At 44.8% G+C, this 24,317-nt stretch carries 22 protein-coding genes; 10 read left to right on the top strand and 12 right to left on the bottom strand.

All coding sequences use genetic code 11. From position 1 onward, the window contains the following. The 8 genes from LEP1GSC047_RS14530 to LEP1GSC047_RS14495 form a co-directional block, all read right to left on the bottom strand. The gene (locus LEP1GSC047_RS14530; protein WP_010409558.1) at positions 1-1,569 is read right to left on the bottom strand and encodes an FMN-binding glutamate synthase family protein; all 1,569 of its coding nucleotides are present in this window, start codon (positions 1,567-1,569) and stop codon (positions 1-3) included. A 122-nt stretch (positions 1,570-1,691) separates the two neighbouring features. Continuing rightward, complete coding sequence (locus LEP1GSC047_RS14525) at positions 1,692-2,489, bottom strand: UDP-2,3-diacylglucosamine diphosphatase (RefSeq protein WP_010409556.1); 798 nt, start codon at positions 2,487-2,489, stop codon at positions 1,692-1,694. A gap of 154 nt (positions 2,490-2,643) precedes the next feature. Continuing rightward, positions 2,644-3,036 (bottom strand): DoxX family protein, encoded by a 393-nt coding sequence (locus LEP1GSC047_RS14520; protein ID WP_010409554.1) that lies wholly within the window; start codon positions 3,034-3,036, stop codon positions 2,644-2,646. A gap of 66 nt (positions 3,037-3,102) precedes the next feature. Continuing rightward, entirely contained in the window at positions 3,103-5,037 is a 1,935-nt protein-coding gene (locus tag LEP1GSC047_RS14515) for an AMP-binding protein (RefSeq protein ID WP_010409551.1), read from the bottom strand. Positions 5,038-5,151: 114 nt separating this feature from the next. Further along, on the bottom strand, positions 5,152-6,945 hold the full coding sequence (locus LEP1GSC047_RS14510; protein ID WP_010409550.1) for a diguanylate cyclase: 1,794 nt from the start codon (positions 6,943-6,945) through the stop codon (positions 5,152-5,154). Positions 6,946-7,079: 134 nt separating this feature from the next. After that, positions 7,080-8,522 carry a polysaccharide deacetylase family protein gene (locus LEP1GSC047_RS14505; protein WP_010409548.1) on the bottom strand — a complete coding sequence of 481 codons (1,443 nt, stop codon included), beginning with the start codon at positions 8,520-8,522 and terminating at the stop codon, positions 7,080-7,082. Positions 8,523-8,738: 216 nt separating this feature from the next. Beyond that, a complete protein-coding gene (locus LEP1GSC047_RS14500; RefSeq protein ID WP_020988903.1) occupies positions 8,739-9,251 on the bottom strand; it encodes an LB099 family protein in 513 nt (170 codons plus the stop codon). A gap of 299 nt (positions 9,252-9,550) precedes the next feature. Beyond that, positions 9,551-9,808 (bottom strand): hypothetical protein, encoded by a 258-nt coding sequence (locus tag LEP1GSC047_RS14495; RefSeq protein WP_010409543.1) that lies wholly within the window; start codon positions 9,806-9,808, stop codon positions 9,551-9,553. A gap of 306 nt (positions 9,809-10,114) precedes the next feature. Between LEP1GSC047_RS14495 and LEP1GSC047_RS14490 the strand changes: the two genes are divergently transcribed. The 5 genes from LEP1GSC047_RS14490 (at position 10,115) to LEP1GSC047_RS14470 (ending at position 14,486) form a co-directional block, all read left to right on the top strand. Further along, on the top strand, positions 10,115-10,954 hold the full coding sequence (locus LEP1GSC047_RS14490) for an SDR family oxidoreductase (protein WP_010409541.1): 840 nt from the start codon (positions 10,115-10,117) through the stop codon (positions 10,952-10,954). Positions 10,955-11,058: 104 nt separating this feature from the next. After that, positions 11,059-11,484 carry an RrF2 family transcriptional regulator gene (locus LEP1GSC047_RS14485; RefSeq protein ID WP_010409539.1) on the top strand — a complete coding sequence of 142 codons (426 nt, stop codon included), beginning with the start codon at positions 11,059-11,061 and terminating at the stop codon, positions 11,482-11,484. Positions 11,485-11,658: 174 nt separating this feature from the next. After that, the gene (locus LEP1GSC047_RS14480) at positions 11,659-12,018 is read left to right on the top strand and encodes a YciI family protein (protein WP_010409536.1); all 360 of its coding nucleotides are present in this window, start codon (positions 11,659-11,661) and stop codon (positions 12,016-12,018) included. A 74-nt stretch (positions 12,019-12,092) separates the two neighbouring features. After that, positions 12,093-13,370, top strand: coding sequence for an RNA polymerase sigma factor (locus tag LEP1GSC047_RS14475; RefSeq protein WP_039935244.1), 1,278 nt, complete (start codon positions 12,093-12,095; stop codon positions 13,368-13,370). A gap of 282 nt (positions 13,371-13,652) precedes the next feature. Continuing rightward, positions 13,653-14,486, top strand: coding sequence for an AraC family transcriptional regulator (locus LEP1GSC047_RS14470; RefSeq protein WP_010409532.1), 834 nt, complete (start codon positions 13,653-13,655; stop codon positions 14,484-14,486). Positions 14,487-14,532: 46 nt separating this feature from the next. Here LEP1GSC047_RS14470 and LEP1GSC047_RS14465 read toward each other — a convergent pair whose 3' ends face one another. The 4 genes from LEP1GSC047_RS14465 to LEP1GSC047_RS14450 are packed head-to-tail and all read right to left on the bottom strand — an operon-like array spanning position 14,533 to position 19,630. Further along, complete coding sequence (locus LEP1GSC047_RS14465) at positions 14,533-16,599, bottom strand: ATP-binding response regulator (RefSeq protein ID WP_010409530.1); 2,067 nt, start codon at positions 16,597-16,599, stop codon at positions 14,533-14,535. Between the two features lie 2 nt (positions 16,600-16,601). Next, positions 16,602-17,018 (bottom strand): response regulator, encoded by a 417-nt coding sequence (locus LEP1GSC047_RS14460; protein ID WP_010409529.1) that lies wholly within the window; start codon positions 17,016-17,018, stop codon positions 16,602-16,604. A 42-nt stretch (positions 17,019-17,060) separates the two neighbouring features. Further along, positions 17,061-17,441: a response regulator gene (locus LEP1GSC047_RS14455; protein WP_010409527.1), complete on the bottom strand. Its 381-nt coding sequence runs from the start codon at positions 17,439-17,441 to the stop codon at positions 17,061-17,063. After that, positions 17,438-19,630 carry a PAS domain-containing protein gene (locus LEP1GSC047_RS14450; RefSeq protein WP_010409524.1) on the bottom strand — a complete coding sequence of 731 codons (2,193 nt, stop codon included), beginning with the start codon at positions 19,628-19,630 and terminating at the stop codon, positions 17,438-17,440. Before LEP1GSC047_RS14450 ends, LEP1GSC047_RS14455 begins: the two co-directional genes overlap by 4 nt. Before the next feature lie 553 nt (positions 19,631-20,183). Here LEP1GSC047_RS14450 and LEP1GSC047_RS14445 point away from each other — a divergent pair. The 5 genes from LEP1GSC047_RS14445 (at position 20,184) to LEP1GSC047_RS14430 (ending at position 24,218) form a co-directional block, all read left to right on the top strand. Next, positions 20,184-21,167: a sodium-dependent bicarbonate transport family permease gene (locus LEP1GSC047_RS14445; RefSeq protein ID WP_010409521.1), complete on the top strand. Its 984-nt coding sequence runs from the start codon at positions 20,184-20,186 to the stop codon at positions 21,165-21,167. Between the two features lie 377 nt (positions 21,168-21,544). Then, entirely contained in the window at positions 21,545-21,946 is a 402-nt protein-coding gene (locus LEP1GSC047_RS14440; RefSeq protein ID WP_020988864.1) for a YciI family protein, read from the top strand. A gap of 24 nt (positions 21,947-21,970) precedes the next feature. Then, positions 21,971-22,306: a hypothetical protein gene (locus LEP1GSC047_RS22235; protein ID WP_020988878.1), complete on the top strand. Its 336-nt coding sequence runs from the start codon at positions 21,971-21,973 to the stop codon at positions 22,304-22,306. Next, positions 22,281-22,952, top strand: a complete 672-nt coding sequence (locus tag LEP1GSC047_RS14435) for an alpha/beta hydrolase (RefSeq protein WP_238325594.1) — start codon at positions 22,281-22,283, stop codon at positions 22,950-22,952. The genes LEP1GSC047_RS22235 and LEP1GSC047_RS14435 overlap by 26 nt, the downstream gene beginning before the upstream one ends. A 3-nt stretch (positions 22,953-22,955) precedes the next feature. Further along, the gene (locus LEP1GSC047_RS14430) at positions 22,956-24,218 is read left to right on the top strand and encodes an RNA polymerase sigma factor (RefSeq protein WP_010409515.1); all 1,263 of its coding nucleotides are present in this window, start codon (positions 22,956-22,958) and stop codon (positions 24,216-24,218) included. Positions 24,219-24,317: the final 99 nt, after the last annotated feature.

The following is a 24,317-nucleotide window of genomic DNA, read 5'->3' as shown; positions in this document are numbered from 1 at the left end:
TTAGGCACTTTGCGGAATGAAGCTAGTATAATCCATCATCGTCGTAAATCGAACCGGTTCGCGTTCATATTCCAAGACATCGGTTAAGGTTCGGAACCGATTTAGACCGGCTCCGATTTCGATATCATGCCCGGTAAATTGCAATGGGTGTTCGTATCCGCAGGCGTGTGCGACGGCGAGTAATTCCTTTCTAAATCCCTTTATGTAGTTCGCAGCTCGATCGGCCTTTATAGGGACATCAAGCCCGGCTTGCAGCCATTTACTTTGGGTGGCAATGCCGGTGGGGCAGTGCCCGGTATGACATTTTTGAGCTTGGATGCAACCGATCGACATCATGGCTTCCCGAGCTACATGGATCAAGTCGCAGCCCATCGCAAAGGCTACGATAGTTCTATCAGGAAAACCTAATTTACCGCTGCCGATCCACACGATGTTATCGGCTAGTTTCTCCTCATGAAAGATCGTGTATACTCGAGCGAAACCGACTTTGAAGGGTAAGGAAACATGATCCGTAAACGTTAAAGGAGCGGCTCCCGTTCCTCCTTCTCCACCGTCTATCGTGATAAAGTCCGGTCCTTTCCCGGTCTCTTTCATCCGCGCAGCTAGTTCTTTCCAAAATTGCGTTTCACCGACCGCGCTTTTGATTCCGACGGGAAGCCCTGTCTGCTCGGCGATACTTTCGATGAAATTAATCAGGCCTTCCACATTCTTAAATTCCGAATGAGCATTGGGTGAAACGCAATCCTGACCGGGTTGTATACCCCGAATTTTGGCTATTTCGGCAGTGACTTTAGCGCCGGGTAATATACCGCCCTTACCCGGTTTGGCTCCCTGAGAGAGTTTGATTTCGATAGCTCTCACGTACTGATTTCCCGCAAGACGCTCCAAAAACTTGTCCATCGAAAAACGACCGTTTTCGTCTCGGGCGCCGAAATATCCGGTCCCTAATTGCCACATTACGTCGGCACCGAAGGTGTGAAACGGAGACAGGCCGCCTTCGCCGGTATTGTGATAACATCGGGCTAATTTCGCGCCTTGATTCAAGGCTGAGACCGCCCTTTCCCCCAGCGATCCGTACGACATCGCGGAAATATTAACAACGGACGGGGGACGATACATTTTCTTTCTACGATGAAATTCCCCCATGACTTTCAAGGAAGGAATCATCGAGGGATCTCCGTCCACGAACTTAGCCTGTCCTTCCGGAAACGGAAATGCGGCATGCTTTATGATCGGATATCCGGCATCGTATAAAAGTTCCGTTGTTCCGAAACCGAAATTATTATTCTGCTTTTTTGCGGTCGCGTACACCCAGGATCGTTCGGCACGATTGAAGGGCATCTCCTCCTTATCGTTTGCAACCCAATATTGTCGTAACTCGGGGCCGATCATTTCGAATAAGTATCGAATATGGCCGACGATGGGGAAGTTATGTTTGATTGTGTGCTTTCTTTGCAGCAGGTCGTGGATAAAAACGGTGACTAAAAAAATTCCGACGATTGCCGACCAAAATAACCAAGGATGATTGTCTATGATTCTTAAATACTCGAAGATCTGTTCTTCAGACATGGACGGTAGTATACACTAAAGGAAAGAAATTGCAATTTCGTTTTTCCGGACCGGGCCAAAGGGGAAATCGCTGCAGGAGTAGGAAAATACCGAAATCCCGTTTCGGTATTTTCGATCGACGGTCAAACCTTTAGACGGAATTCTTTCTTGAATTCTTTTCTGGCGGTCATTCGAATTCCGATGAACTTGCGGAATTCCTGTATTACGAAGGTATTACTTTTAACCCAATCTCCGGTGTTGATGATGTTCATTTTGGGCAAACAAAGGAAATCGTGCGTATGGCCGGAAATCAGCACCTTCTTGCCCTGATGAGCGAACTTAGCCAACCGTTGGTAGTACGCCAAAGTTTCCTCCGTAGTCGTCGGATCCTGTCGATTTAAGTGTTTATGATAGAAAGTCTCCGAAAATTTGAATACACCGGGAAACAAGGAAGCGAAAACATGCAATAATCGTAGAACGAATATGGACCCTATCCAAGTAAACTTATTATATTGCCCTTGGTGTCCATGAATAGCGATCAGCGTTTCATCCTCGGCCTTCTCACAAATAATCCAATCCCTCTCGCGTAAGTATGTTTCCACATTCGGAGATAGACGCATTAAATAGGACGTGGTATCGTGATTCCCGACGATATAGTATTTACGTCCTTTGCCGCTGGCGAGTCGATCCAAGCGGTCGAAGAGTTTATTAAATCGCTTTTTACCTTTAATCCTTCTTAATCTACGGTCGGCGCTAAAGAACCAACTCTCGATGATATCGCCGACTAGGTACACGTTGTGAAACTTGATTTCCTTACGATCGAGATGATCCAGGAGTTGGAAAAGTTCTTTGTGTTTATGCGACTTGATTTTTTTATTTAGGAGATAATGGATATCTGAGACGAAAAATCCGTCGTAGGTTTTTCCTCGGGGGAATTTCATTCGGTCAAAGTCGCCTTATCCCATAAGACCGCATGCTGGAGAAATGTCAACGGAATCGATTCCGATTATCCGCCCTTTCCGTCTATTTTAGAATAAAAATGCGTTACGATCCGAAATAGAAATGGAATTTATTCCCCCACGGAATTCCGAAAAATCAGGAGGGGGGACGATTATCCCATTCTATACTTAAGATGACCGCACAGGATACGAGGGTAAAAAGCGCTAAACCGAATAAAAGCCCGCCGTCATCATGGATCACGATGCCGAGAAAGAGCAAATGGGAAAAAACGGCGCCTACCATCAGAAAAAAACCGCCCATGGCGCCGATGAATCGAAGCGGAGGAATCAAAAGTAAAATTGCGATTAGAAACTCGAAGGTCCCGGTCCAAATTCTTCCCCAAGGCTCCACTCCTAAAGAAGAGAAAATTTCCACGGATTCCTGCGCACCGGTAAATTTAAAGAACAACGTCTGCAGGAAGATGATCGCGGATAAGATAGATAGAATTGTCGAAATTCGATTCTTAATGGGCTGAGTAAGAGACAACATTTAGAACTCCTTTTCCCCAATTCGAGGAATAAATCCGATCGGTTACAGTTTTCTTGAAATAAACATTTATTGATACAAATCGTCTATCGCGTTTTTATATTTATCGGTAACGACATTCCTTCGCACTTTCATCGTCATGGTCAGTTCATCTCCCGGCTCGAATTTCTTCGGCAGGAGATAGAAATTGGAGACTTTTTCGAAATTCTTGAATCCGTTTTTAGAGGAAACGAGATCCTTAATTTCTTTTTTAAAGAGTTCTCTTACGTCCGGATCGGAATTCGGATCCCGAATTTCCTGTAATAATCTGGATTTCCATTCTCTTAATTGCTTATCCAGGACTTCCCAGTCCGGTACTAATAAGGCGCTCAGGGCCTTTTTATCATGGCCGACGATCATCGCTTGCAGAATTAATTCGCTTTGTGTCAGTGCAAATTCGATCGGTTCAGGTTCTAAATTCTCCCCGCCCGAAAGAACGATCGTATCTTTGGCTCGACCCGCATATTTCAGTTCCCCTTGCACCGTCCAAAGCAATAAGTCACCCGAATTTAGCCACCCATCCACTATGATTTCCGCCGTTTTCTCCGGATCCTTATAGTAGCCCATCATGACATGCGGGCCTTTATGCCATGCGATTCCCTTTACGCCGGGCTCGTGAATTTCCTTACCTCGTTCGTCGATCAGTTTGATCTCGACTCCGGGAATGCAACGGCCTAACGTTCCGACAGTAATGGAGTTTAATCTTCTTCTTGTCGAGACTCCTCCTAATTCGGTCATACCATAACCTTCCAAGATGGGAATTCCGATGGAATTGAAGAATCTATCGATGTATTCCGGCAAGGCTCCGGCACCGGAAAGTGCGAATTTCAATCTTCCTCCTAATCCGTTCCGAATCCTAGAAAAAGCAGCCATCGCAAGTAGATTGGCGGGAAATAAGAACGCAACGACGAGTAACGCAACAGCTCTTCGAGCGAATTCACGAAAGATTGAAATTCTCTCCAACATATATTCGAGGCCCTGTAGGCGGCTTTTATATTTATGAAATGTAAAAGCGGCTCCTTGGAATATTTTAAATAGAAATCTAGCGAGCGGGGACGCTTCTCTCGACTTATCATGAATCTTATTATAAAAACTTTCCCACACACGGGGAACGGATAGCAAAAACGTAGGGCGAATTTCCTGCAAATCCTGGGCAAGACTAGAAATAGAGGTAAACGCCTCGGAGGCCCCGATTCGAATACATCCGGTTTCGATCAATCTTTCCGCGATATGCCAGGGAGGCAAATAAGCCATGGTACGATCATCCGCATTGAACTGAATATCATCGATGGAAAGGGACATATCCACATTGAAAAGAATATTCTTATGAGAGAGCATCACTCCTTTCGGTCTTCCGGTCGTTCCGGAAGTATAGACGATCGTGGCCAATTCGTCTTCGGAAACCGATTCTCCGCGCTTATGAAATTCCATTTCCCCCTTATCCTGAATCCAACGATCGCCTAACGAGATCAAGTCGTCTAGATGCAATAATTTGAACGGTAGGTTCGGGCCTATATGAGAGGAAGGTTCGAATAGAATGACTACTTTCAGGTAGGGAAACGAATCCGGATTCGAGGCTATTTTTCGTAGCACGACCGAATTTTCAACGAAAGCTACGCGGGCTTCCGAATGGTTTAGGATATAAATCAAATCTTCGGGAGTAGAATCCGTTCCTCTGGGAACGTCCACACATCCGATATTCGTAATGCCCATGCTGACCCAAAGCCAACGGTGGCCGGAATCCGCGATCAACGCCACGTTTTCCTTTCGATTGACTCCGATCGAAGTTAATCCGAGCCCGATTCGTAGTACGATTTGGTACAATTCGCCGTAGGAAACCGCTCTATATGACTTTCCATCGGGTTTATAAAATTGAGCCGGATGGTCCTTAAAAGTTTCGGCGGAAACCTTCAGCATATAATATAAGGTCTGTGAATTTAGAAAAGGCAGTTTGGAGGGTTCCATAGCGGGAACCGATTGTAACCTTGAGAAGAGTGAGGGTCCAGGAAAATTTGGATATTTGAAAACTTTTTTATAGTTTTTTTAATATTTATCCTAATATCGACGAATTATTTTCGTTTAATGACGAATATGGTTTCGACCGAAAGATTTCGCGTCATATAAATTCTTATCCGCAATTCCTAGAAGTTCTTCCGGAGAATGTATTTCCCTATCCAGATTACTCGATACTCCGATCGAAACCGTCACACGGGAGAAAGGACTTTTTTCATGCAGAATATTCATGTCTTCCACCGTTTGCAACATGTTCAGCGCGACTACGATCGCTCCTTCGACGGGAGTATCGGGAAGAATAACCCCGAATTCTTCTCCTCCGTAACGCGAAATCATGTCGGACGATCGATTTAAACATTCTTTTAATGATTGCGCAACCCGTTCCAAAACTTCATCGCCTTTTAAATGACCGTACGTATCGTTAAAGGCCTTAAAATAATCCACATCGATCATGAGAAGGGACAAAGGACGCTCGGTTCGAACGGAACGATTCCACTCCCGATCCAATTCTTGGTCGAAGAATCTTCGGTTAGCAACACCCGTTAAAGGATCTAAAAGGGAAAGTTCCAATAGCTGATCGGCTCTTTCCTTATACTCCTCTTTTTCCTTACGGAATGCGTTGATGCGGTCCACTAATCCGAGTGAAAGTAGTATGACGTTGCTCAATAATCCGAATTTTAGCGCCCCGCTTGCGATCGGCTCCGAACCGTAAACTCCTAATCTATTTAAAGAAAATATGATTATCCCTATCAGTCCCAATACCCAGGCAGCCAGAAAAATTTTAGCCTTTCTATCGTTTTGAAAAACTCTTAAAATCGAAATCACGACCAATAAGAGAATCTCGAAAATCGGTAGGATCGCGCTGATAGGTAATAGAATTCGAAGAGGTACGAACGTCGCAGAGAGAAGATAAACCACCCAAAGCGCAATGATTACTTGTAGAGCGATATGCAACCTTGGATGAGCGTTCTTCGTTTGTAGATATTCTGCGGAAAACAAACCCAGAAAAATGAGCGCGGTCGCGGCTACGATTATGAATAAATAGGCTAAAAATTTGGGGGAATCCGGTAGTAATAACCAGAATCCGTATCCTGACCCTAGAACCGCAAATAAGGTAAATGTAAAAACTACGATACTGTAATATAAGTAGGCCTTCTCCCGAATTCCTAAGAATAGGAAAAAGTTATAAAAAACCATCACGCCCAATGCACCGAAAAAGATTCCGTTTAGCAAAAGGGATATTTTAGAGGATTCTTCCAATTTTGTTCGAGTAATCAAATATACCGGAATCGTTAAAGAACCTTCCGATTGAACTTTGAAATAAACTTCCACGATCGATTTATCTTCCAACGGAAGCGGAAATACGAAGAACCGATCGTTGACCGGCCGTTCTCTAAAGGGAAGCGAATCTCCCGTGTGAAACTCGCCTTCTCTGCCGAGCGTATCCTTCCAATAAAGGTCGATTTTGTCTAAATGGGGGTATTCGATTTTTAAAAATCGTTCCTCCGAAAGAGGCTCCTCTACTTCTATTTTAAAATGGAGCCAATAAGGACTGGAATCATAGCCGAAATTCGGAATTCGATTGGTATTTCTTCGAAATGCGGAGTCGTATTCTCCGCCGGTTATTTCATTGGCGGGAAGCGATTTGCTGGAGTCCTTCATGTAGAAAACCTCTTTGGACAGAGGAATTTCTTCGGGAGAGCGAGTATCCAGCTTGAGCGGTTCCGAATTTTCAGACGGGCTCTTTCCCGACTCCGCCTTTTTTTCGGTTGCAAAGAAGAAAGTGGAAGATGCGAGAATCAGTAAAATCAGGGCAAACGTTTTACTTCGTATCGTTGATCGTTTAAAGCGTTCTCGCATATAGCGGAAAAGATTCACCGTAAGCGGAGAATGTCAAAGATTTTCGGAGGTCGAATTCGTTTGGTTTTTAACGAAATCGGAAATTTTTTCCTAATATAGAACCGTAATCCGGCTCGAGTCGTCGAATTTTGCGGTCAATCAGGATCTTTCGAAAATTCCTTCCGATTTACGAAGAGAAATTGAGTCTCGGATTTTCGACCGTCCTTCGTTTTTCCCGATATTACGAAGGCAGGGTAACTCGTCTTTGTTTTAAAATCAGGGATTCTAACCGAATACTCCCTTCCGGATTTCCTGGATTGAATCGCATCTTTTCCGCGAATTTGCATTTTAACGGTATTTGGATCCAGTCCATCGACGGTGACGCTAAACGTTTCCCCGGGTTTTACCCAGGAGCCGTCGAGAATACCGAGTTTGATTTTATCCGGGGGGCTCGCGCTCAAAATCGAGTTAAATCTGGATTGAGATTGGCCCCAAGGAATTAGGGAACGATGAATGGTGTAGGCGTACGTATTCACGACGTTTTTACCCGGATTCACGGTAAAGGCCATTCGGTAACCGGCAGCCTTCGCCTCTTCGATCACTCGTACATCGTACAATCCGAATGGATAGGCAAGATCCTGAACGGTTCTTCCCGTTTTTGACTCCAATATGGATTTCGAATCCTTCAACTGTTTAAGAATTTCCGCCCGTTTCATTGCAGGCAGTTTCGGGTGGTATACCGTATGCGAACCTAAATCCAAAACCCCGCTATCTAAAGCTTCCTTTAGTTCGGACCAGCTCAAATAGAATTTATATTTTGGATTGGAAATTACGGTCGGATAGATGAATATCGAGGCTCTAAATCCGTACTTTTTTAATAAGGGGACAAGAACGGTCTTATGCGTGAGTGAGCCGTCATCGAAGGTGAGTAGAATCGGCTTTTTCGGGAAATCCGCGGCAGCCTTTCCTTGAATATATGCGTAAAATTGATCCAGGCTCACCGTTTGGTACCCTAGATTCTTCAAATATTTGAACTGCTCTTCTAATAAACTAGGATCTAGATTATATCCGCCCATCGGATTTCCATTATCAACCAAATGGTGATAACAGAGGACAGGAATTCCCTTCCCATGTCCGGAGCCGCTCGGATTTTCCCGACTCGCATCGTAATCGGCTTTTGGCGGTAATCCCGAAACGCCAGGAACTGCATTCTCATAGGTTCTGGGAGATTTCGAACCCAGGTCTTTTTTTGTCTCTTTATTGTTATTTTGGCCGGTAGAATGTTTTTTCGTTTTTCGTTTCTTTTTTACGGGAGAAGAAGGCTTTTCCTCGTCTAGGAGATCCGATTCTCCTTTCTTGTCCGTTGTTTTTGCTTCAAGATTCGGTTTTTCAGGCTTCACCGTACTTTCCGAAGCTGCCCCGTCTGCGGTCCGCGGGTTCGGCAAGGGGGACTTATTTTTAGAAGCTTCCTGATCCTTCTTTTCCTTAGAAGCGTCCGGATTCAAAAAGTTTTTAACTGGCGTCGAGTCGACTGTGAAGGAGGAAAAAAATAAGGACAGGAGGATGATGGCAAGGGTAGGTCGCTGAAAACGGTTCATATTCTCTCAAAGAGGAAAAGTCCCGCCCATTTTTTTTGACTACCTCGTATCCGCAACCGTTTACCGCCCAAGGGATACCCCGCGAATTACTCAAACGCAGGATACCGATTTTGATTTGATGGAATTTCCGAATCAAAATTTAGGCTTGGTTCCGAGGCTACCGACAGACGCCGAATTAAAAAACTCGCTCTCATACTCGTAAGAGCGAGTTGGAATTTATTTCTTTCCTTTTTCCTTAATCAAACGTTTTAGGACGGATTCCGAGTGATTACTCAGTTTAATCACGGCGGCCTTCGTCGGTTTTTTCTTTTCTAATTCCAGCAGAATAGTGGCGAATCTGAATTTCCTTCTGATATGATTCACCGCCGGTATTGAAGTTTTAAATAATTTTGCCAATTCATGGTCGGCATGCCCTTCTTGATTCAAATCGTAAAACCGAGTCAACTTACTTTCATCCCAGATGATCTTTTCATCCGACTTATAGTAATTATGATGCTCAAGTCTTCGACTGTTTCTTTCATAAGATCCTTGGTTTCTTTTCTCGCGCCAAAACGGGTGCCGATTTCTTGCGTATTTTATGTCATCTATTGTATAACCCGATTTATTCAACCATTCTGTGGTAATACTAGATTTCTTCGGTCCTTGTAGTTTTGATTTTATGGAAAATTCGATATATTGCTCCGGTGTTTTGGCCGAGAGTAGTTTCTTTTTTTCCTTTTCGTAATCCATAGCCTTGCCTTGCGATCGCTGACTCACCGTGAATAAGGTGTTAGTTTCTGTTTTAAGTCGGTGGATAGTGTTCCTTACCTTTAGCTTTACCGAAACTCTTTTTCCGATAATTAAACGAAAAAACAAGCCAACTTGACCTCGACCATCATCTCCAGTATCCGAAACATCGTGATTATTAAGTATACTAAGAATATTAACCGAACTTGACCTTTTTTTTGATTCCAATTGTAAACTATACTGTTCCTCAACGTAGCGATCGTTTTACAGCCGCTTAATTCAAAAGACTTTTATAAGCGAAGTCACTTATTAATAAGTTTCCGAGATCGGGACCAATTATTGATTCCGAAGTTTTTCGTGCTTTCTTGTAAGGGGACTCTTGAATGCGTATTTTTTGACCAGGCAAACTGCCAGTGAAAGGAAGACTTCAAAAATCTCGATCCGGTTTCTCCCGGTCCCCTGTGTTCCATGATTCGACCTTCGACGGGCAATTCGTATTCGGACGCGACGATCACAATCGTTTGTGAAACTCCAATAAAGAGATTTGTGAGGTTCTCCATTCTACCGGCCCCGCATGCTCCCCCTTTCATTCGGCTGCGAATCGAATCGAAGAGCGGACTTCGGTTATTAAAATCCCAGGTTCAAAACCGAAACTTTTGCTTTAGAACTAGCTCTATTATGGCGAATATCTCTCGTTTCCTTTCCTTTTTACCTCTAATGCCCCAACTCTAAGCAGAAAGTTTTTTCCTCAAATTTTCCGCCGAGAATTCCTGGAACTCATTTTTTTCGGACCGGTCTAACGATCAATTTCCGCTTCCGTCTAAATAAAGTCAGAATGAATCGAAACACCAAATAGGAAACGTAAGATGAAACATGCAGTGATTACCGGCGGAACCGAAGGAATCGGCAAGGCAACGGTAAGCGGTTTAGCCGATCGGGGATGGGCCGTCACAATGGTCGTTCGAAACCCGGCAAAGGCGGAAAACACGATTTCCGAAATTCGAAGCAAAACGGGAAATCAGAACCTAGATTTTGTTACGTGCGACCTCTCCTCCTTAGCGAGCGTCGCGAGCGCGGCAGCCGATTTGAGGAAAAAAATTCCGAAAATCGACGCATTGATTAACAACGCAGGGTTAATGTCGCTGGAAAGAAAAATTTCCAAGGAAGGATATGAACTTAATTTTGCGGTAAACCATTTGTCCCACGCATTATTAACCGAAATGCTTTTATCGAATATAAAAGCGGCGACCCAAGGGAGAGTGATTTCGGTCAGCTCCAAATTATACAGGAACGCGAAACCGGATCCGGACGACCTCTCGAAGGAAAAATCTTACGGATGGATGGGAGCCTACGCTGATTCCAAGCTCTATAATATTTTCTTTGCACAGGATCTGGCCGACCGCCTAAAAGGCACCCAGGTCACCGCGAATGCCTTGCATCCCGGGGTGGTGAAGACGGAACTTGCCCGAGACTTAAAAGGCCCACTCGGGTTTATTTTTTCCGGGATTAAGAATCTATTTTTTATCACGCCCGAAAAAGGGGCACAGACCTCCATCTACTTAGCGGACGCCCCCGGCCTAGAAACGGTTTCAGGACAGTATTTCGAAGACCGAAAGCAAGTGAAACTAGGCGGTCCGGCGCTTAATTCGGAACTCAGAGAGAAAATCCGGGAGGAAACTCGGAAAATTATTTCCAGGTTTATGTAACCTTGCGAAAATTCGAATCCGTTCCTTCCCCATTTTTTATCCTATAGAAGGTCCGAACGCGGTTGACCGACTGAAGTCTGAGGGTAGCCTAGACGCCAAGTTCCATGGCTACAAATAAACGATTTTCGGTGGCAGTCCATACGCTTGCGACTGTCGGTTATCACCAAGGAAAGGATTCTTTACCGGTTACTTCCGAGGATGTGGCAAAAAGCGTCGATACGAATCCTGTCGTAATACGCAATCTGATTCGTTCGTTAAAGGCAGCCGGAATCGTAGAATCGAAGGAAGGGAAGGGCGGGGGACTTTTTCTTTCTCGCGATCCTAGCTCGGTAACTCTGGGAGATATTTACCGGGCCCTTGAACCGTCTCCGGTTTTAAAGGAAAACGACGGATCGATCCTAAAGGCCTGCCCGGTCAGTTCCAATATCAAGCATATACTAAAGCCCCTGCTGAAAGACGCCGACAAGGCCGTTCTGGAAGTTCTTTCTCGCACCACACTGGAGCAAATCATCCAAGCGATCCCGCGTTGAGTTTCGAGCCGCAAAACCGCATATGAGGATAAATCCGACCTCCCGGGTTTTAAAGATTTTTAAGCTAAACTTTCATTTAATTTTTTTCAGAAAAATGTCGATCCGGCTTGGCCGACTGCGTCGGTCCGGTAAGAAGAGAGGAAATTCTCCCTCTTCGATAAAAGGAGCAAAACAATGAAATACCAATTGCTTATCTACATGGATGAGAAAGCCAGCGCGAACGCACCTATGGAAGAGACGGGTCAAATGTCCGAGGAGTATAAGGTTTACACGGAAGCCCTTCTGAAAGCGGGAGTTATGCTGGGTGGGGATAGACTGCATCCGACCGCATCCGCAGCAACCGTAAGAATGCAAAACGGAAAGAAAGTGACCACCCATGGTCCGTTTGCAGAGACAAAGGAGCAGCTAGGCGGCTATTATTTGATCGAATGCAATAACCTGGACGAAGCCATCGACTGGGCATCCAAATGTCCCGGCGTCCGCTACGGTTCGGTAGAGGTCCGTCCTGTTTTCGATATGGCCCCAGTGAAATAAACAGAGTAAGTTGCATGGAAGTGACGGTTCGTTTTCCGGAATTCCTTAAACCGTCGCTTCCGATACACTTTACCATGAGCGATTTAACAAGGCAGCTTTTAGAACGAGTCCATAAACAAGAATACGGTCAAATTCTCGCGACTCTCATCGGATGGTTGGGAGATTTTGAATTGGCGGAAGAAGCCTTGCAGGATGCATTTCTCGCTGCGGTCGAACATTGGGAGAGACTGGGAGTTCCCAACAAACCGGGAGCGTGGTTAACCACTACCGCTCGCAGAAAAGCGGTGGATCGCCTTCGAAGAAATCGTTCCCGATCCGTCGATCCTTTGTCGCTCGAAATTATAGATTCAATCCGAACACTCGAGATTGAAAACGTAACGGATGATTCCGAAATTCCCGATGAACGTTTAAAGCTGATCTTTACTTGTTGCCACCCGGCCTTACCTACGGAGCATCAAATCGCGCTGACTCTCCATACACTCGGAGGACTTACCACTGCGGAAATCGCATCCGCCTTCCTAGTTCCGATAACGACTATGGCGCAAAGATTGGTGCGTGCTAAGCGAAAGATTAAAGATGCGGGAATTCCTTATTATGTACCCCCGATTCATTTACTAGCGGAGAGAGTGGATTCGGTTTTAGCTGTTCTTTATCTTATTTTCACGGAAGGATATACTGCGACTTCCGGAGATTCTCTCATCCGGCAGGAATTATGCGATGAGGCGATCAGACTCTGTAGAATTATCGAACTTTTGATTCGCAGGAAAGAAGTCCGAATCGATATTCCGGACCAACAATACACCGAGGTTCTCGGATTATTGTCGTTAATGCTTTTAACTCATTCCAGACGAAGAGCCAGAATAGGAGAGGACGGGGAATTGATCGTACTTAGCGACCAAAAACGCTCTCTTTGGGAGAAGGCGGAAATCCAGGAAGGTTTGGCCTTACTAGATACTGCCTTGCACTTAAACCGCATAGGCCCGTATCAACTCCAAGCGGCAATCAATGCACTTCATGCGAGCGCCCCCGATGCCGAATCAACGAATTGGAAACGAATTTCCGAACTTTATAGACAACTTCTTTTTTTTAACGATACTGCAATCGTGCGATTGAATTACGCCGTCTCGGTATCGATGGCAGGCGATCCGATCGAAGGACTTCTTTTATTAGAATCGTTAAAGGAAGAGTTAAATTCATTCGCGCCATATCATTTAGCCCGGGCCGATATGCTGACTCGAACCGATGATAGAAAGGAGGCAAAAGAGGAATATCTCTTAGCATTGAACCTGACACAAAACCGAGTGGAAAGGGTATTTATCGGTCGAAAAATCGGGGAATTCTCCGATCTTTAGAGTAAAACAAATATTGCATAAAACTTCGCTTAACGTAAGTGGTCGTGTATAAAAGATAAATGCGATATTTTTCGCGTATCTAAATTCCTTTCCTATATATTTATTCTTTCGCTAGAATAAAAGGCCGATTCGATTCACTGAATTCGAAAGCAAATTTAAGGTTAGGGAATTTATTTGAATTGAATTGGTTCTTTCCCGTCTTTTTTTCGAAGATAGCAAGAACTATCAAGCGGGTAAGCGGCGCCTCGAATATTATCTAAATCAGCAAAAAACGAGACTATCATGGATTTTGTACAAAAGGCGCTCTGGTTTGTAGAAAGCCACAAACGGGATACTATTTCTCTGGAAGAAATAGCCGACGTGTGCGAAGTTTCTCCATTTCACCTAACCCGCACTTTTGCGGCAACCATGGGTGTCTCGTTAATGCGGTATGTTCGGGCTCGCAGATTAAGCGAGGCTGCAAGACAACTTGCGTTAGGAAATACGGATATCCTTTATCTAGCGCTCGAAGTCGGTTACGGTTCCCACGAGGCGTTTACTCGTGCGTTCCGCGATCAGTTTGCCCTATCACCCGAGCAAATTCGGGCTCAAGGTCACCTGAACAATATTACTTTAGTGGCGCCTATAACCATGAATGCCGTCCCAATTTCAAAAATGGACCCGCCTAGATTCGAGACGCTTAAACCGAAAGTTTTTGTCGGCCTCGTAGAACGCTATGACTGTCAATCGCCCGGCGGAATTCCCGACCAATGGCAACGTTTTGTCCCGTACCTCGGAAATATTCCGGGTCAGGTTGGAGATGCCGCATACGGTATTAATTTCAACTTCGATAAAGACGGAAACTTTGACCTTATGAGCGGGGTTGAAGTTATCGATCTTTCTAATATTCCAAAAGGATTGAATTCACTCCGCATTCCCGCTCAAAGATATGCGGTCTTTTCCCATAAAGATCATATTGCGGGGATACGGGCAAGCTTTGCGGCGATCTGGAACAAATTGCTTCCCGAATCGGGAGTGAAGGCGGTCGAAGGCCCGAACTTTGAACGCTATGGCAGCGAATTTAATCCGAAGACGGGATTAGGCGGTCTTGAAATTTGGATTCCGATCGAGGGTTAAAATAAATCCCGGTGCAATTGCCTGTATCAATTGCACCGAGGAATCTTCAATTCACTTGAATTTCCTGTTCGATCAATTCCAATAATTCCGTAAGCCTATACGGCTTTTGAATAAACTCGACCGGCCCTGCTCGCAGTAACCGTTCCTTAACTTCCAACCCGATGAATCCGCTTGCGATAACGAGTCTTACGTCTCGGCCGATGGACAAAATTCTACGAACGACCTCTTCGCCTCCTAAATAAGGCAACCCGAGATCGGAAATAACGATCGATATTTGGGCTTGGTATTTTCTATAAATATTCAATCCCTCTTCCCCGTCAGAGGCCAGCAATATTTGATAACCCTTAGGGGTCAAATAATCATATATTAAGCTTCTTAACATCTCCTCATCTTCGATGAATAATATGAATCCTTTACGTTTATGCGAACTACGGTTTTCTTCCTTTGAGACAGGGTCGATAAGTTCCGGCGCGTTTTTCTTCACCGGCAAAAAGATCGAAAATGTGGTCCCGACCGATAATATACTATCTATCTCGATCCAACCTTCATGATTTTCTACAATTCCGTAAACGACCGAAAGACCTAATCCCGTTCCCTTGTAAGCCTGCTTCGTAGTAAAAAAAGGCTCAAAGACTCTTTCCTTCGTTATTTCGTCCATGCCGATCCCGGTATCCGAAACTTGAATAATTACATAACTGTTATATTTTAATTTCGGATTCATTGCGTTCGGATCCGGCTGCTCCATAATCTTGGTGGCGATCGTAAGCGTGCCGCCGTCGGGCATCGCATCTCTCGCATTGATCGAAAGGTTAAGCAATAATTGATGGATTTGAGTCGAATCGCAACTTATCGAAGGAAGGTTCTTTTCCAATTGGAAATTAAGACGTATTGTTTTAGGAATCGTTTCGATAAGAAACGCTTCGATCTCTTCGGCGATCACATTTATATTTGAAAATCCGAATATACTGTCTGTTTTTCTGGAAAAGGTAAGTAATTGCCTTACTATTCCGGCCCCTCTCTCGCAACCTTTTTGTATTGCGTCGCTGGAACGGTCGATTTGTTTTTGGTCGTCCCGTTTAGATTGCAAAAGGAATGCATGGCCGGATATAATAGATAAAATATTGTTAAAGTCGTGAGCGATACCGCTTGAGAAATTTCCCAAAGTCTCCATTTTTTGGGCTTCCCTAAGTTGCTTTTCGAGAGAACGCTCTTTCGTTCTATCGATAAAAATTTCGCAAATTGCGGTCGTTTGCGAATCGACGATGAAAGGGAAAATATGCAACGCGACTTGAAGCATGCGTTCATCCCTACGTTTTAGAACGACCTCCTGATTTAAAATTGCGCCGCTTACGGCATTTTGGACAAGCGATCTCGCCTCGTTTGTATCGGACGAGGGCAGTACATAATCGCATAAATCCTTCCCTTTTAAGCTCTCTTCCGTGAACTGAAACATTTCCTGGAAAGCTTTATTCGCAGTGATAACGCGATGCTCAGTATCTAGTATCACTAAACCGATGGGCGATATCTCAAAAAGGAGTTTGAAGAAGTATTTTTGTCGGATCGATTCATCTTCCGCTTTTTTCCGCTCCTGCATTTCAAAGTTCAGTTTATTATTCTGCTCTATGAGCTTCATATTTTGTTCTTCAAGTTTTTCCACAAGACTATGGCTGTACTCGCGGAGTATCGTCTCGTTCGAATAATTGATGGGGGACAGAATTCGATCTTTTGCATTTTCCCGGATCGAGTGAATCGAATCTAGTATTATCTGGACCGGCGAGGGCTTCTTGAAAAATCGATCCGCTCCGAGTTTTAAAGCGAACTCTTCGTCGCCTGCGGAGGTGTAAGTTGCGGTGTAGAAAATGAAGGCGATGGAATCGTATTTTTTATTCCTTCTTATATTCGCGCAAAATTCGTAACCGTCCATATTAGGCATAAGAATATCGGATATTATAGCCTCGATTTTATGATTCTCCAAAACGGATAAACCCTTTATCCCGTCCGACGCCTCGTACACTTTGTAGCCATCCACTTGCAAACGAACTCTCAATAGCTTAAGGTTCGTCGGTTGATCGTCGACGATCAGGATTGAAATCGGTTCCTCAAGTACGTTCATGGCTAGAATTCCGTTTCGAAAGGAGGGTCTATTAGATTCTTTTCATAGATGATCTTAAAATCGCGCTTCGTATTCTCGATCGCCTTGGGCAGAAATCTAGTATCGATTGGCTTGACCATATATGCCGAACAACCGGCTTTCAACGCTTCAAAGCGAGTGTACCGGTCCGGGTAGGATGTAATCGCAATGATAGGAATCTCGCAAACGCTCCGATCGTTTCGAATTTTCCGAGTTAAAGCGATACCGTCGATTCCAGGCAGCGAAAGATCTAAAAGTATGATCGTGGGACGGTTCGTTTGTATCGTCTCCCATGCTTCTTCGGCTCTGTGGGCTTTCGAAACGTTATATCCCGCGTACGAAAGTACGACATGAGCTAACTTCATTTGTACCAGGTCATCTTCAACGATCAGAATATTCATAAAATCATCTGGACTCGCAAGGCTAATGTAGTAAATATATCGTCAATCATAGCGAGAACTTCCGATAAATCCGGCCACCTGTGACGGAAAGATTCTTGTATCTATCGGTTTAGTAATATATCCTACGCAGCCCGACTTGAACGCCTTCTCTTGATCCCCTTTCATAGCGTACGAAGTAAGAGCGACGACCGGGATATGTTTAGTTTTGTTATTTTCTTTGAGCAACTTCGTAAGCGTAAGCCCGTCCATACCGGGTAACTCGATATCCATTAATATAATATCCGGCGTAATTTTTTCTAAATTATGCAATGTACCTTCCGCATCGACTGCGGTTATGATCTCGAAGCCGGCAGCTTTTAATACATTACAGGCAAGTTTTAAGTTGATCGGATTATCGTCGACAATCAGGACTTTAACGTTCATAGAGCCCGGCTCTTATCAAGTACTCTAGGTAAGTTAATCGTAAATGTGGAGCCTTTTCCAAGTTCACTCTTTATTGCTATGGATCCTTGGAGCAACTCGACAAATCTTTTTGTCAGCGCTAATCCGAGCCCAGAACCCTGGTACTGACGATTCGTGCCGGAATCCAATTGTTGGAACTCCTTAAACAAACGACCCAAATCCTCCTCTTTAATTCCTATTCCCGTATCCCTGACTTGAATTTCCAATCGATCGAGATTGTTAAAGGACGAATAAATTTCCACCTTTCCCTTTTCTTGCGTAAACTTTACCGCGTTAGAGAGCAGATTGAATAGAATTTGTTTAAATCTTTGGTGATCGAGAGTGACATCGTCATTTCCCTTCGAAAGAACTTTGCTGATATCGATTTGCTTTTCGTGAGCCAAAGTAGAAACGATCGCGATGGCGTCTTCTATCGCGTTTGCAACCGAGAATGTTTCCGGAAAAAGTTCCATTTTACCGGCTTCGACCTTCGACAAATCGAGGACGTCGTTTATCAGATTCAATAAATGCCTTCCACTTTGCAGCACATCTTCGAGATATTCCTTTTGTTTGCCGTTTAATTTTCCCGGCTTCTCATCCAAAAGGAATTCGGAAAAACCGATGATTGCGTTTAACGGTGTACGTAACTCGTGAGACATGCTGGCGAGAAATTCGCTTTTCAGACGACTTGCCTCTTGAAGTTTCAATTCGAATCGTTTTCGCTCCGTTACATCCCGAATCGCACTGGAAACGAATAATCCATCCTCCGTTTCAAGCGGACTAAGACTGATCTCGACCGGAAATTCCGTCCCGTTTTTGCGGATTCCCAGGAGTTCCAGATTTGCTCCCATAGCCCTAACTTTCGGATTTGCGAAAAAATCGGTTCGATGCTGCGGATGCACGTCTCGGAATTTCGTCGGGATTAATATTTCTATCTGTTGCCCCAATAGTTCCTCTCTTCCCCAGCCGAATAATTTTAACGCTTGCGAATTAACTAGTATAATACTTCCGGTACGATCCACAATTACCATGGCGTCCGGCGCGCTTTCCAATAGGTCTTTAAATTTCTGCTCGGCCTTTTTTCTATCCGTGATATCGCGAATAGCTCCCGTTACTAGGGTTCCTTCCTCCGTTTCAAGCGGGCTAAGACTGATCTCGACCGGAAATTCAGTACCATCTTTACGTCTCGCGAACAGTTCCTGTTCGGCCCCCATAGATCTCGCAATCGGGAAGTTGAAAAAACCGTTCCGATAGATTCGATGATTTACGTGAAAACGATCAGGAACTAGAATTTCCACCTCTTCTCCTAAAAGTTCTTCCCTTTTGTATCCGAATATTTTTTCGGTTTGGGAATTAACTAAGATTATCTTGCCGTCCTTTCCGACTATGACCATCGCATCCGGAGCGGATTCGAGAAGACCGCGAAACTTTTGCTCCGCTTTTTTGCGGTCCGTGATATCGCGAACGGCACTCATTACCATCATGCCCTCGTCCGTTTCTATCGGACTAATGCTGATCTCAACCGGGAATTCTTCTCCGGACTTGCGAAGGCCGTATAGTTCCAGGCCTGCGCCCATCGTCCGATTTCTGGGCTGGACAAAGAAGCCGACGCGATGCTTCAAATGATCTTTCCGAAACCTTTCCGGAAGAAGGATCTCGATGGGCTGGCCTATCAATTCCGTTACTTTGTAGCCGAATGTCCGTTCAGCCTGAGCATTCACATGAACGATTCGGCCGGTTACGTTTACCATCACGATGGAATCGGGCGTCAATTCGAGAAAGTGGCTATATTTTGTCTCGACTAATTTGGCGTCCCGGGCAACCTTCAAACTAGTTACGTCTTTCTTTGCAGAAAGAAAGCATATTATATTATTATTATTATCAAATATACTTTTAGTAGATGCACTCACATGAACCAGCGACCCGTCCTTTTTCCTTCGAACGGATTCGTACACCACGTGACCGTAAGCCGACGCCTCGCGTTGAATTTTTTCATGCTCCTCCCGTCTGTCGTCGGGAAAGATAAGATCGGCTATCGATTTCCCTATCGCTTCATCTCGCGAATAATCGAATATCGCCTCCGCCGCCATATTCCAATCCGAAACCTTTCCGGTTAAGTCCGTTATAATGATCGCATCCGGCGTCGTTTTAAATAATTCTGAAGTATCCATATATCCACAAGCCCCGAACCCAACGAGAATACTTACATCTCAGCCTTATTGTTGAAATTTCAGCGATTAATTTAAGCTTCAGGGTAAATGACTAAATCGAAACTATCAATTAAAATATTATATAGTTAATTATTAATTAACTATATAATTCGTTGTTATTTCCTTTTCATCATTTATTTTCAGACCCGTTAAAGCGATGACGATTTTAGCCGATCCAAAACCCTACAAACCTTAGGGCGGCAGAACATAACGTTCGTTTACCTAAATGCGATCCCGATTTCCGCCTGCCGATCGGAACCCTCCTATGGAAATGTCGAAATTATTACAGTTTGCAATCATAGGCATAGTAAGGACTGAAAGAAAATCGGCGGCGATATTATATATAAATATTCGATTATATATGTATTTTTAGAAAGTATTGACTTTTAATTTTATAAGTTCCTAGAATTATGATTTCAATTTTGCAATTGTTTTCGATCAATTGAGGCCGAGAGCATGTACCGGTAGCTCGATACGATCGAATCTATTGCGGCACTTATCTCCGGGAGGTTTCATGGATATTCATGCCATTGCCGAGAACGTATTAAATCCGCCCGTTCTCTTCTTCTTTTTAGGGATGGGGGCCGTTATTTTTAAATCCGATCTGACTGTTCCCGACCAGATCGGAAAGTTCTTTTCGATCTATTTAATGTTCGCAATAGGATTCAAGGGAGGGCATGAATTATTTAAAACTCCGTTTACCGACGAGCATCTTTATGTTCTTTTAGCTTGCGGAATCATGGCCACTGCAATTCCGGTTTATGCGTACTATATCTTAAAAATGAAATTAGACCCTCCTAACGCGGCAGCGTTAGCAGGGTCCTTCGGTTCGATAAGCGCAGTAACCTTCGTCACTGCCGGAGCCTTTTTACATAATATCGGACAAGAATACGGCGGGTTTATTGTGGCGGGAATGGCGTTGATGGAATCTCCCGCAATTATCGTTGCCGTTTTGCTGGACAGAATGAATCGGTCGCGGGAAGCATTGAATGGGCACGCAGTTTTTTCCTGGAAAAATCTTTTGCACGAAGCCTTCTTCGGTTATTCCATCTACCTACTTTTAGGCTCCCTCTTTGTAGGCTACTTTACTGGAGAATCCGGATGGAAGAAAGAATCCCCTTTTTCCGAGAATTTATTTCAAGGAATTTTAACATTATTTCTTTTGGATATGGGAATTTCTGCGGCAAAGCGATTTAAAGAAATACGGAAGATCGGAGTATTTTTGATAGTTGCGACTCTCTCAATCATGGCGATTAACGTCCTATTGGGGACGATTTTGGTGAAAATAATGGGTATGCCGATCGGAGACGGGCTAATGTTTATCATACTTTGCGCTTCCGCCTCGTACATTGCCGTTCCGGCGGCGATGAAAGATTCCATTCCGGAAGCGAATCCGAGTATTTATCTAACTGTAGCCTTGTCCGTGGTTTTTCCGATCAATATTATCGCTGGTATTCCGCTATATTATTATATACTAACTATCATCATCGGAAATTAAAGAATAGTGCAGAAGACAGAGGACTGAACATTGGCGAGCCGGGTTTCCATCTTCTCGAGAAAGATTCCTGTGTTATATTAGATTCCAACACCTCTACCACAGCTGCCTTCCCAACTTCGAGCAGCTACTGTCTTCAGTCCTCTGACCTCTGTCTTCTGAAAACGAAGCCGGAGCAGCGTGACCCAAACGAAGTGAAGGGGGCCGCCCTTGCAGTTTCTGTCTTCTGTCATCCGCAGGATTCGAGGATTTTTTTGCTCTCGCGGCCTGGATTTTAAACGAAATTCCTTTAAAATCACCGGAAAATTCCGTTAGGAAATGTCGAGACCTCCGGAATCGCTACGACTATCCGTAAAAGCACCTAAAAAAGGAGCAACTTAATGAAGTACATACTAATGATGCAATTCCCGGTTCTAGACTGGAAAACGAGCAATTTGGGCACCTGGCCGCCGGAAGATGTTAAGCGAAATATCGATTTCTTGCGTCGCTTCAATACCGATCTCCGCAATTCGGGAGAACTGGTGAGCGTAGAAGCATTAGTAGGTCCCGAAGAAATAAAAATTATACGGGCCAAAAAGGATGGAACTCCCGCGATCACGGACGGACCATTTCCCGAATCGAAAGAGTTTTTAGCGGGCTATTGGATCGTGGATGTCGATAGTCCGGATCGTGCGTATGAAATTGCGGCAAGCGCTTCGGCAATGCCCGGAAGAGGGGGAGCTCCCGCGAATATTCCCATCGAAGTGCGTGCCGTTATGAATGTTCCGACCGGCGACCTTTAAGGTACTTTGGGGAGATTTCGAAACATGAAAAATCAAAACTTATCATTCGGTTTTATACTTATGAACCGCAAGAAAATCTGGATACCCGCCATTTTGTTAATCCTAGTATTTGCCTTGCCGGTAAGCGGCCTTTGGGACGCGAGCAATCAGCTGCTCTTTCCGGTTTGGAGAGGAGTAACCAAGGACTTGTCCGTCTGTAAGGAAGAAATCGCAAAATTCTGGGGAAAAGATTGCGGCAACCTCAGGAACTCCCATGCGTTCAAATTTAGCGAAGTCAAAATCGGATCGGTCAACGGATATGAATTACCGGGTTGGCTGATCGTAGCGGCGGAAAATGGAATGGCACCCGCGAAACGCTAGTGTCTTGTTAGTTCACGGTGGAGGCGGGGACAGACGGGAAGTCACGAAATATATTCGGTTTTTCTTAAACCGAAAATTCGATGTTCTCACGTTCGATCTCTCTTGCCATGGTGAAGCGAATTGTCCGGTCCCCGGTTTGACATACGGAAATCGGGAATCGAGAGATGTACTCGGGGCTTATCGTTACCTAACAGATAGATATTCAAAAGTGTATGCGATGGGCTCATCGGTAGGAGCTGCGTCGATTTTGATCGCTATGCCTGACATGCCCAAACTATCCGCAGTGATTGCCGAGAATCCGATCTTCAATTTTCAAAGGCTGATTATTGAATCTCCGGCAGCACCGGGATTTCTTCCGAATTGGTTCAAGAATCTTCTCGTCCAGCTTACGATGCTACGCGGGAGATTCGACGGATTATTGAGTCCCGCAAATTCCATTCGTCTCGTAAAATCGGTACCGATTTACTTTATTCAAAGCAAGGCCGATACGGTGAATCCCTTTAGACACACTCAGGAACTTGCCGAATTGTATGCCGGACCCAAAACGCTTTGGTTTCCGGAAATCGGAAGTCACGGCGCGATATGGGATGTCGATAGCGTCGAATATGAAAAAAGACTCCAGGATTTTTTAAAAGGAGTACGATAACGGATGAGGAAGGAATCCGGGCATTCCATCCCCGACAATCTGCTCGGAGAACTTGCGCCGCAGGTTCTTGGCGCGGTTATCCGACGATTCGGGGATTTTTCCTCCGCTGAAGATGCAGTGCAGGAGGCTTTATTGGCCGCAGCTATGCAGTGGCCTTCGGCAGGAACGCCGAAAAATCCGCGAGGATGGTTGATCCAAGTCGCTTCCCGTCGCATGATTGATCATATACGAAGTGAACTTGCGCGACGGAGACGGGAAGAAGCTTGGGTTTCGGAAGAACCTTTCGAAGAGTCAATCGAAGAATTACGGGGCTCTTCGGACGTTCGAGGACAAGACGACACATTGATATTACTATTTATGTGTTGCCATCCGATACTTAATCCATCTTCCGCTATAGCACTTACTTTACGCGCCGTTGGCGGCCTAACGACCGCAGAAATCGCCAATGCGTTTCTAGTTCCGGAAGCAACAATGGCTCAACGAATCAGTCGCGCCAAGAAGCGGATTAAAGACTCGGGCATTCGATTCGCTTTACCTACCGATCAGGAAAGATCGGAACGTTTGGATTCCGTTTTGCATGTTCTTTATTTAATCTTTAATGAAGGCTATGCTAGCAGTATCGGTTCTAGCCTTCAACGCTGCAATCTCTCTAACGAGGCGATACGGCTTACACGGGCCGTTCATCATCTTCTACCGAAGGATGGCGAGGTTACGGGCCTTCTTGCATTGATGCTTTTGACCGATGCCCGACGTCCCGCTCGTACAGGTCCGGAAGGTGAGTTAATTCCGCTTGCGGAACAGAATCGAACTTTATGGGATCGAGAAGCGATCACGGAAGGAATTGCGTTGATAAGCGACACGCTGTCCCGCGGCTCGATCGGAGCCTATCAACTCCAGGCGGCAATCGCGGCCGTCCACGACGAGGCCTTGCGTTCGGAAGATACCGATTGGCCGCAAATCTTAGCTCTTTACGGCTTACTTAAACGTATGTCCGATAATCCGATAGTCGCTCTCAATCATGCGATAGCGGCGGCAATGGTCCAAGGACCGAATATCGGCCTCGAATTATTGACTACGTTAGACGGCGATAAGCGGCTAGCCGGGCATTACAGGCTCGATGCCGTTCGCGGACATCTGCATGAGATGGCGGGAAATAACCGAGCGGCAATCGGCCACTATCTTGCGGCCGCCGGACGCACTACGAGCGTTCCGGAACGAAACTATCTAAACACCCAGGCGGCAAAACTTGCGTCCCGCTATAAATAGAAAAAGATAGCCGAAACCTGAAGTGCTATAATAATCAATAAATCATAAAATTAGAATAATTAAATATTAATGTATATCAAATTTCGAATATTCCATAAA

Source organism: Leptospira inadai serovar Lyme str. 10 (assembly GCF_000243675.2).
Lineage (GTDB): Bacteria > Spirochaetota > Leptospiria > Leptospirales > Leptospiraceae > Leptospira_B > Leptospira_B inadai.
This window is presented reverse-complemented; position numbering and strand designations above follow the sequence as displayed.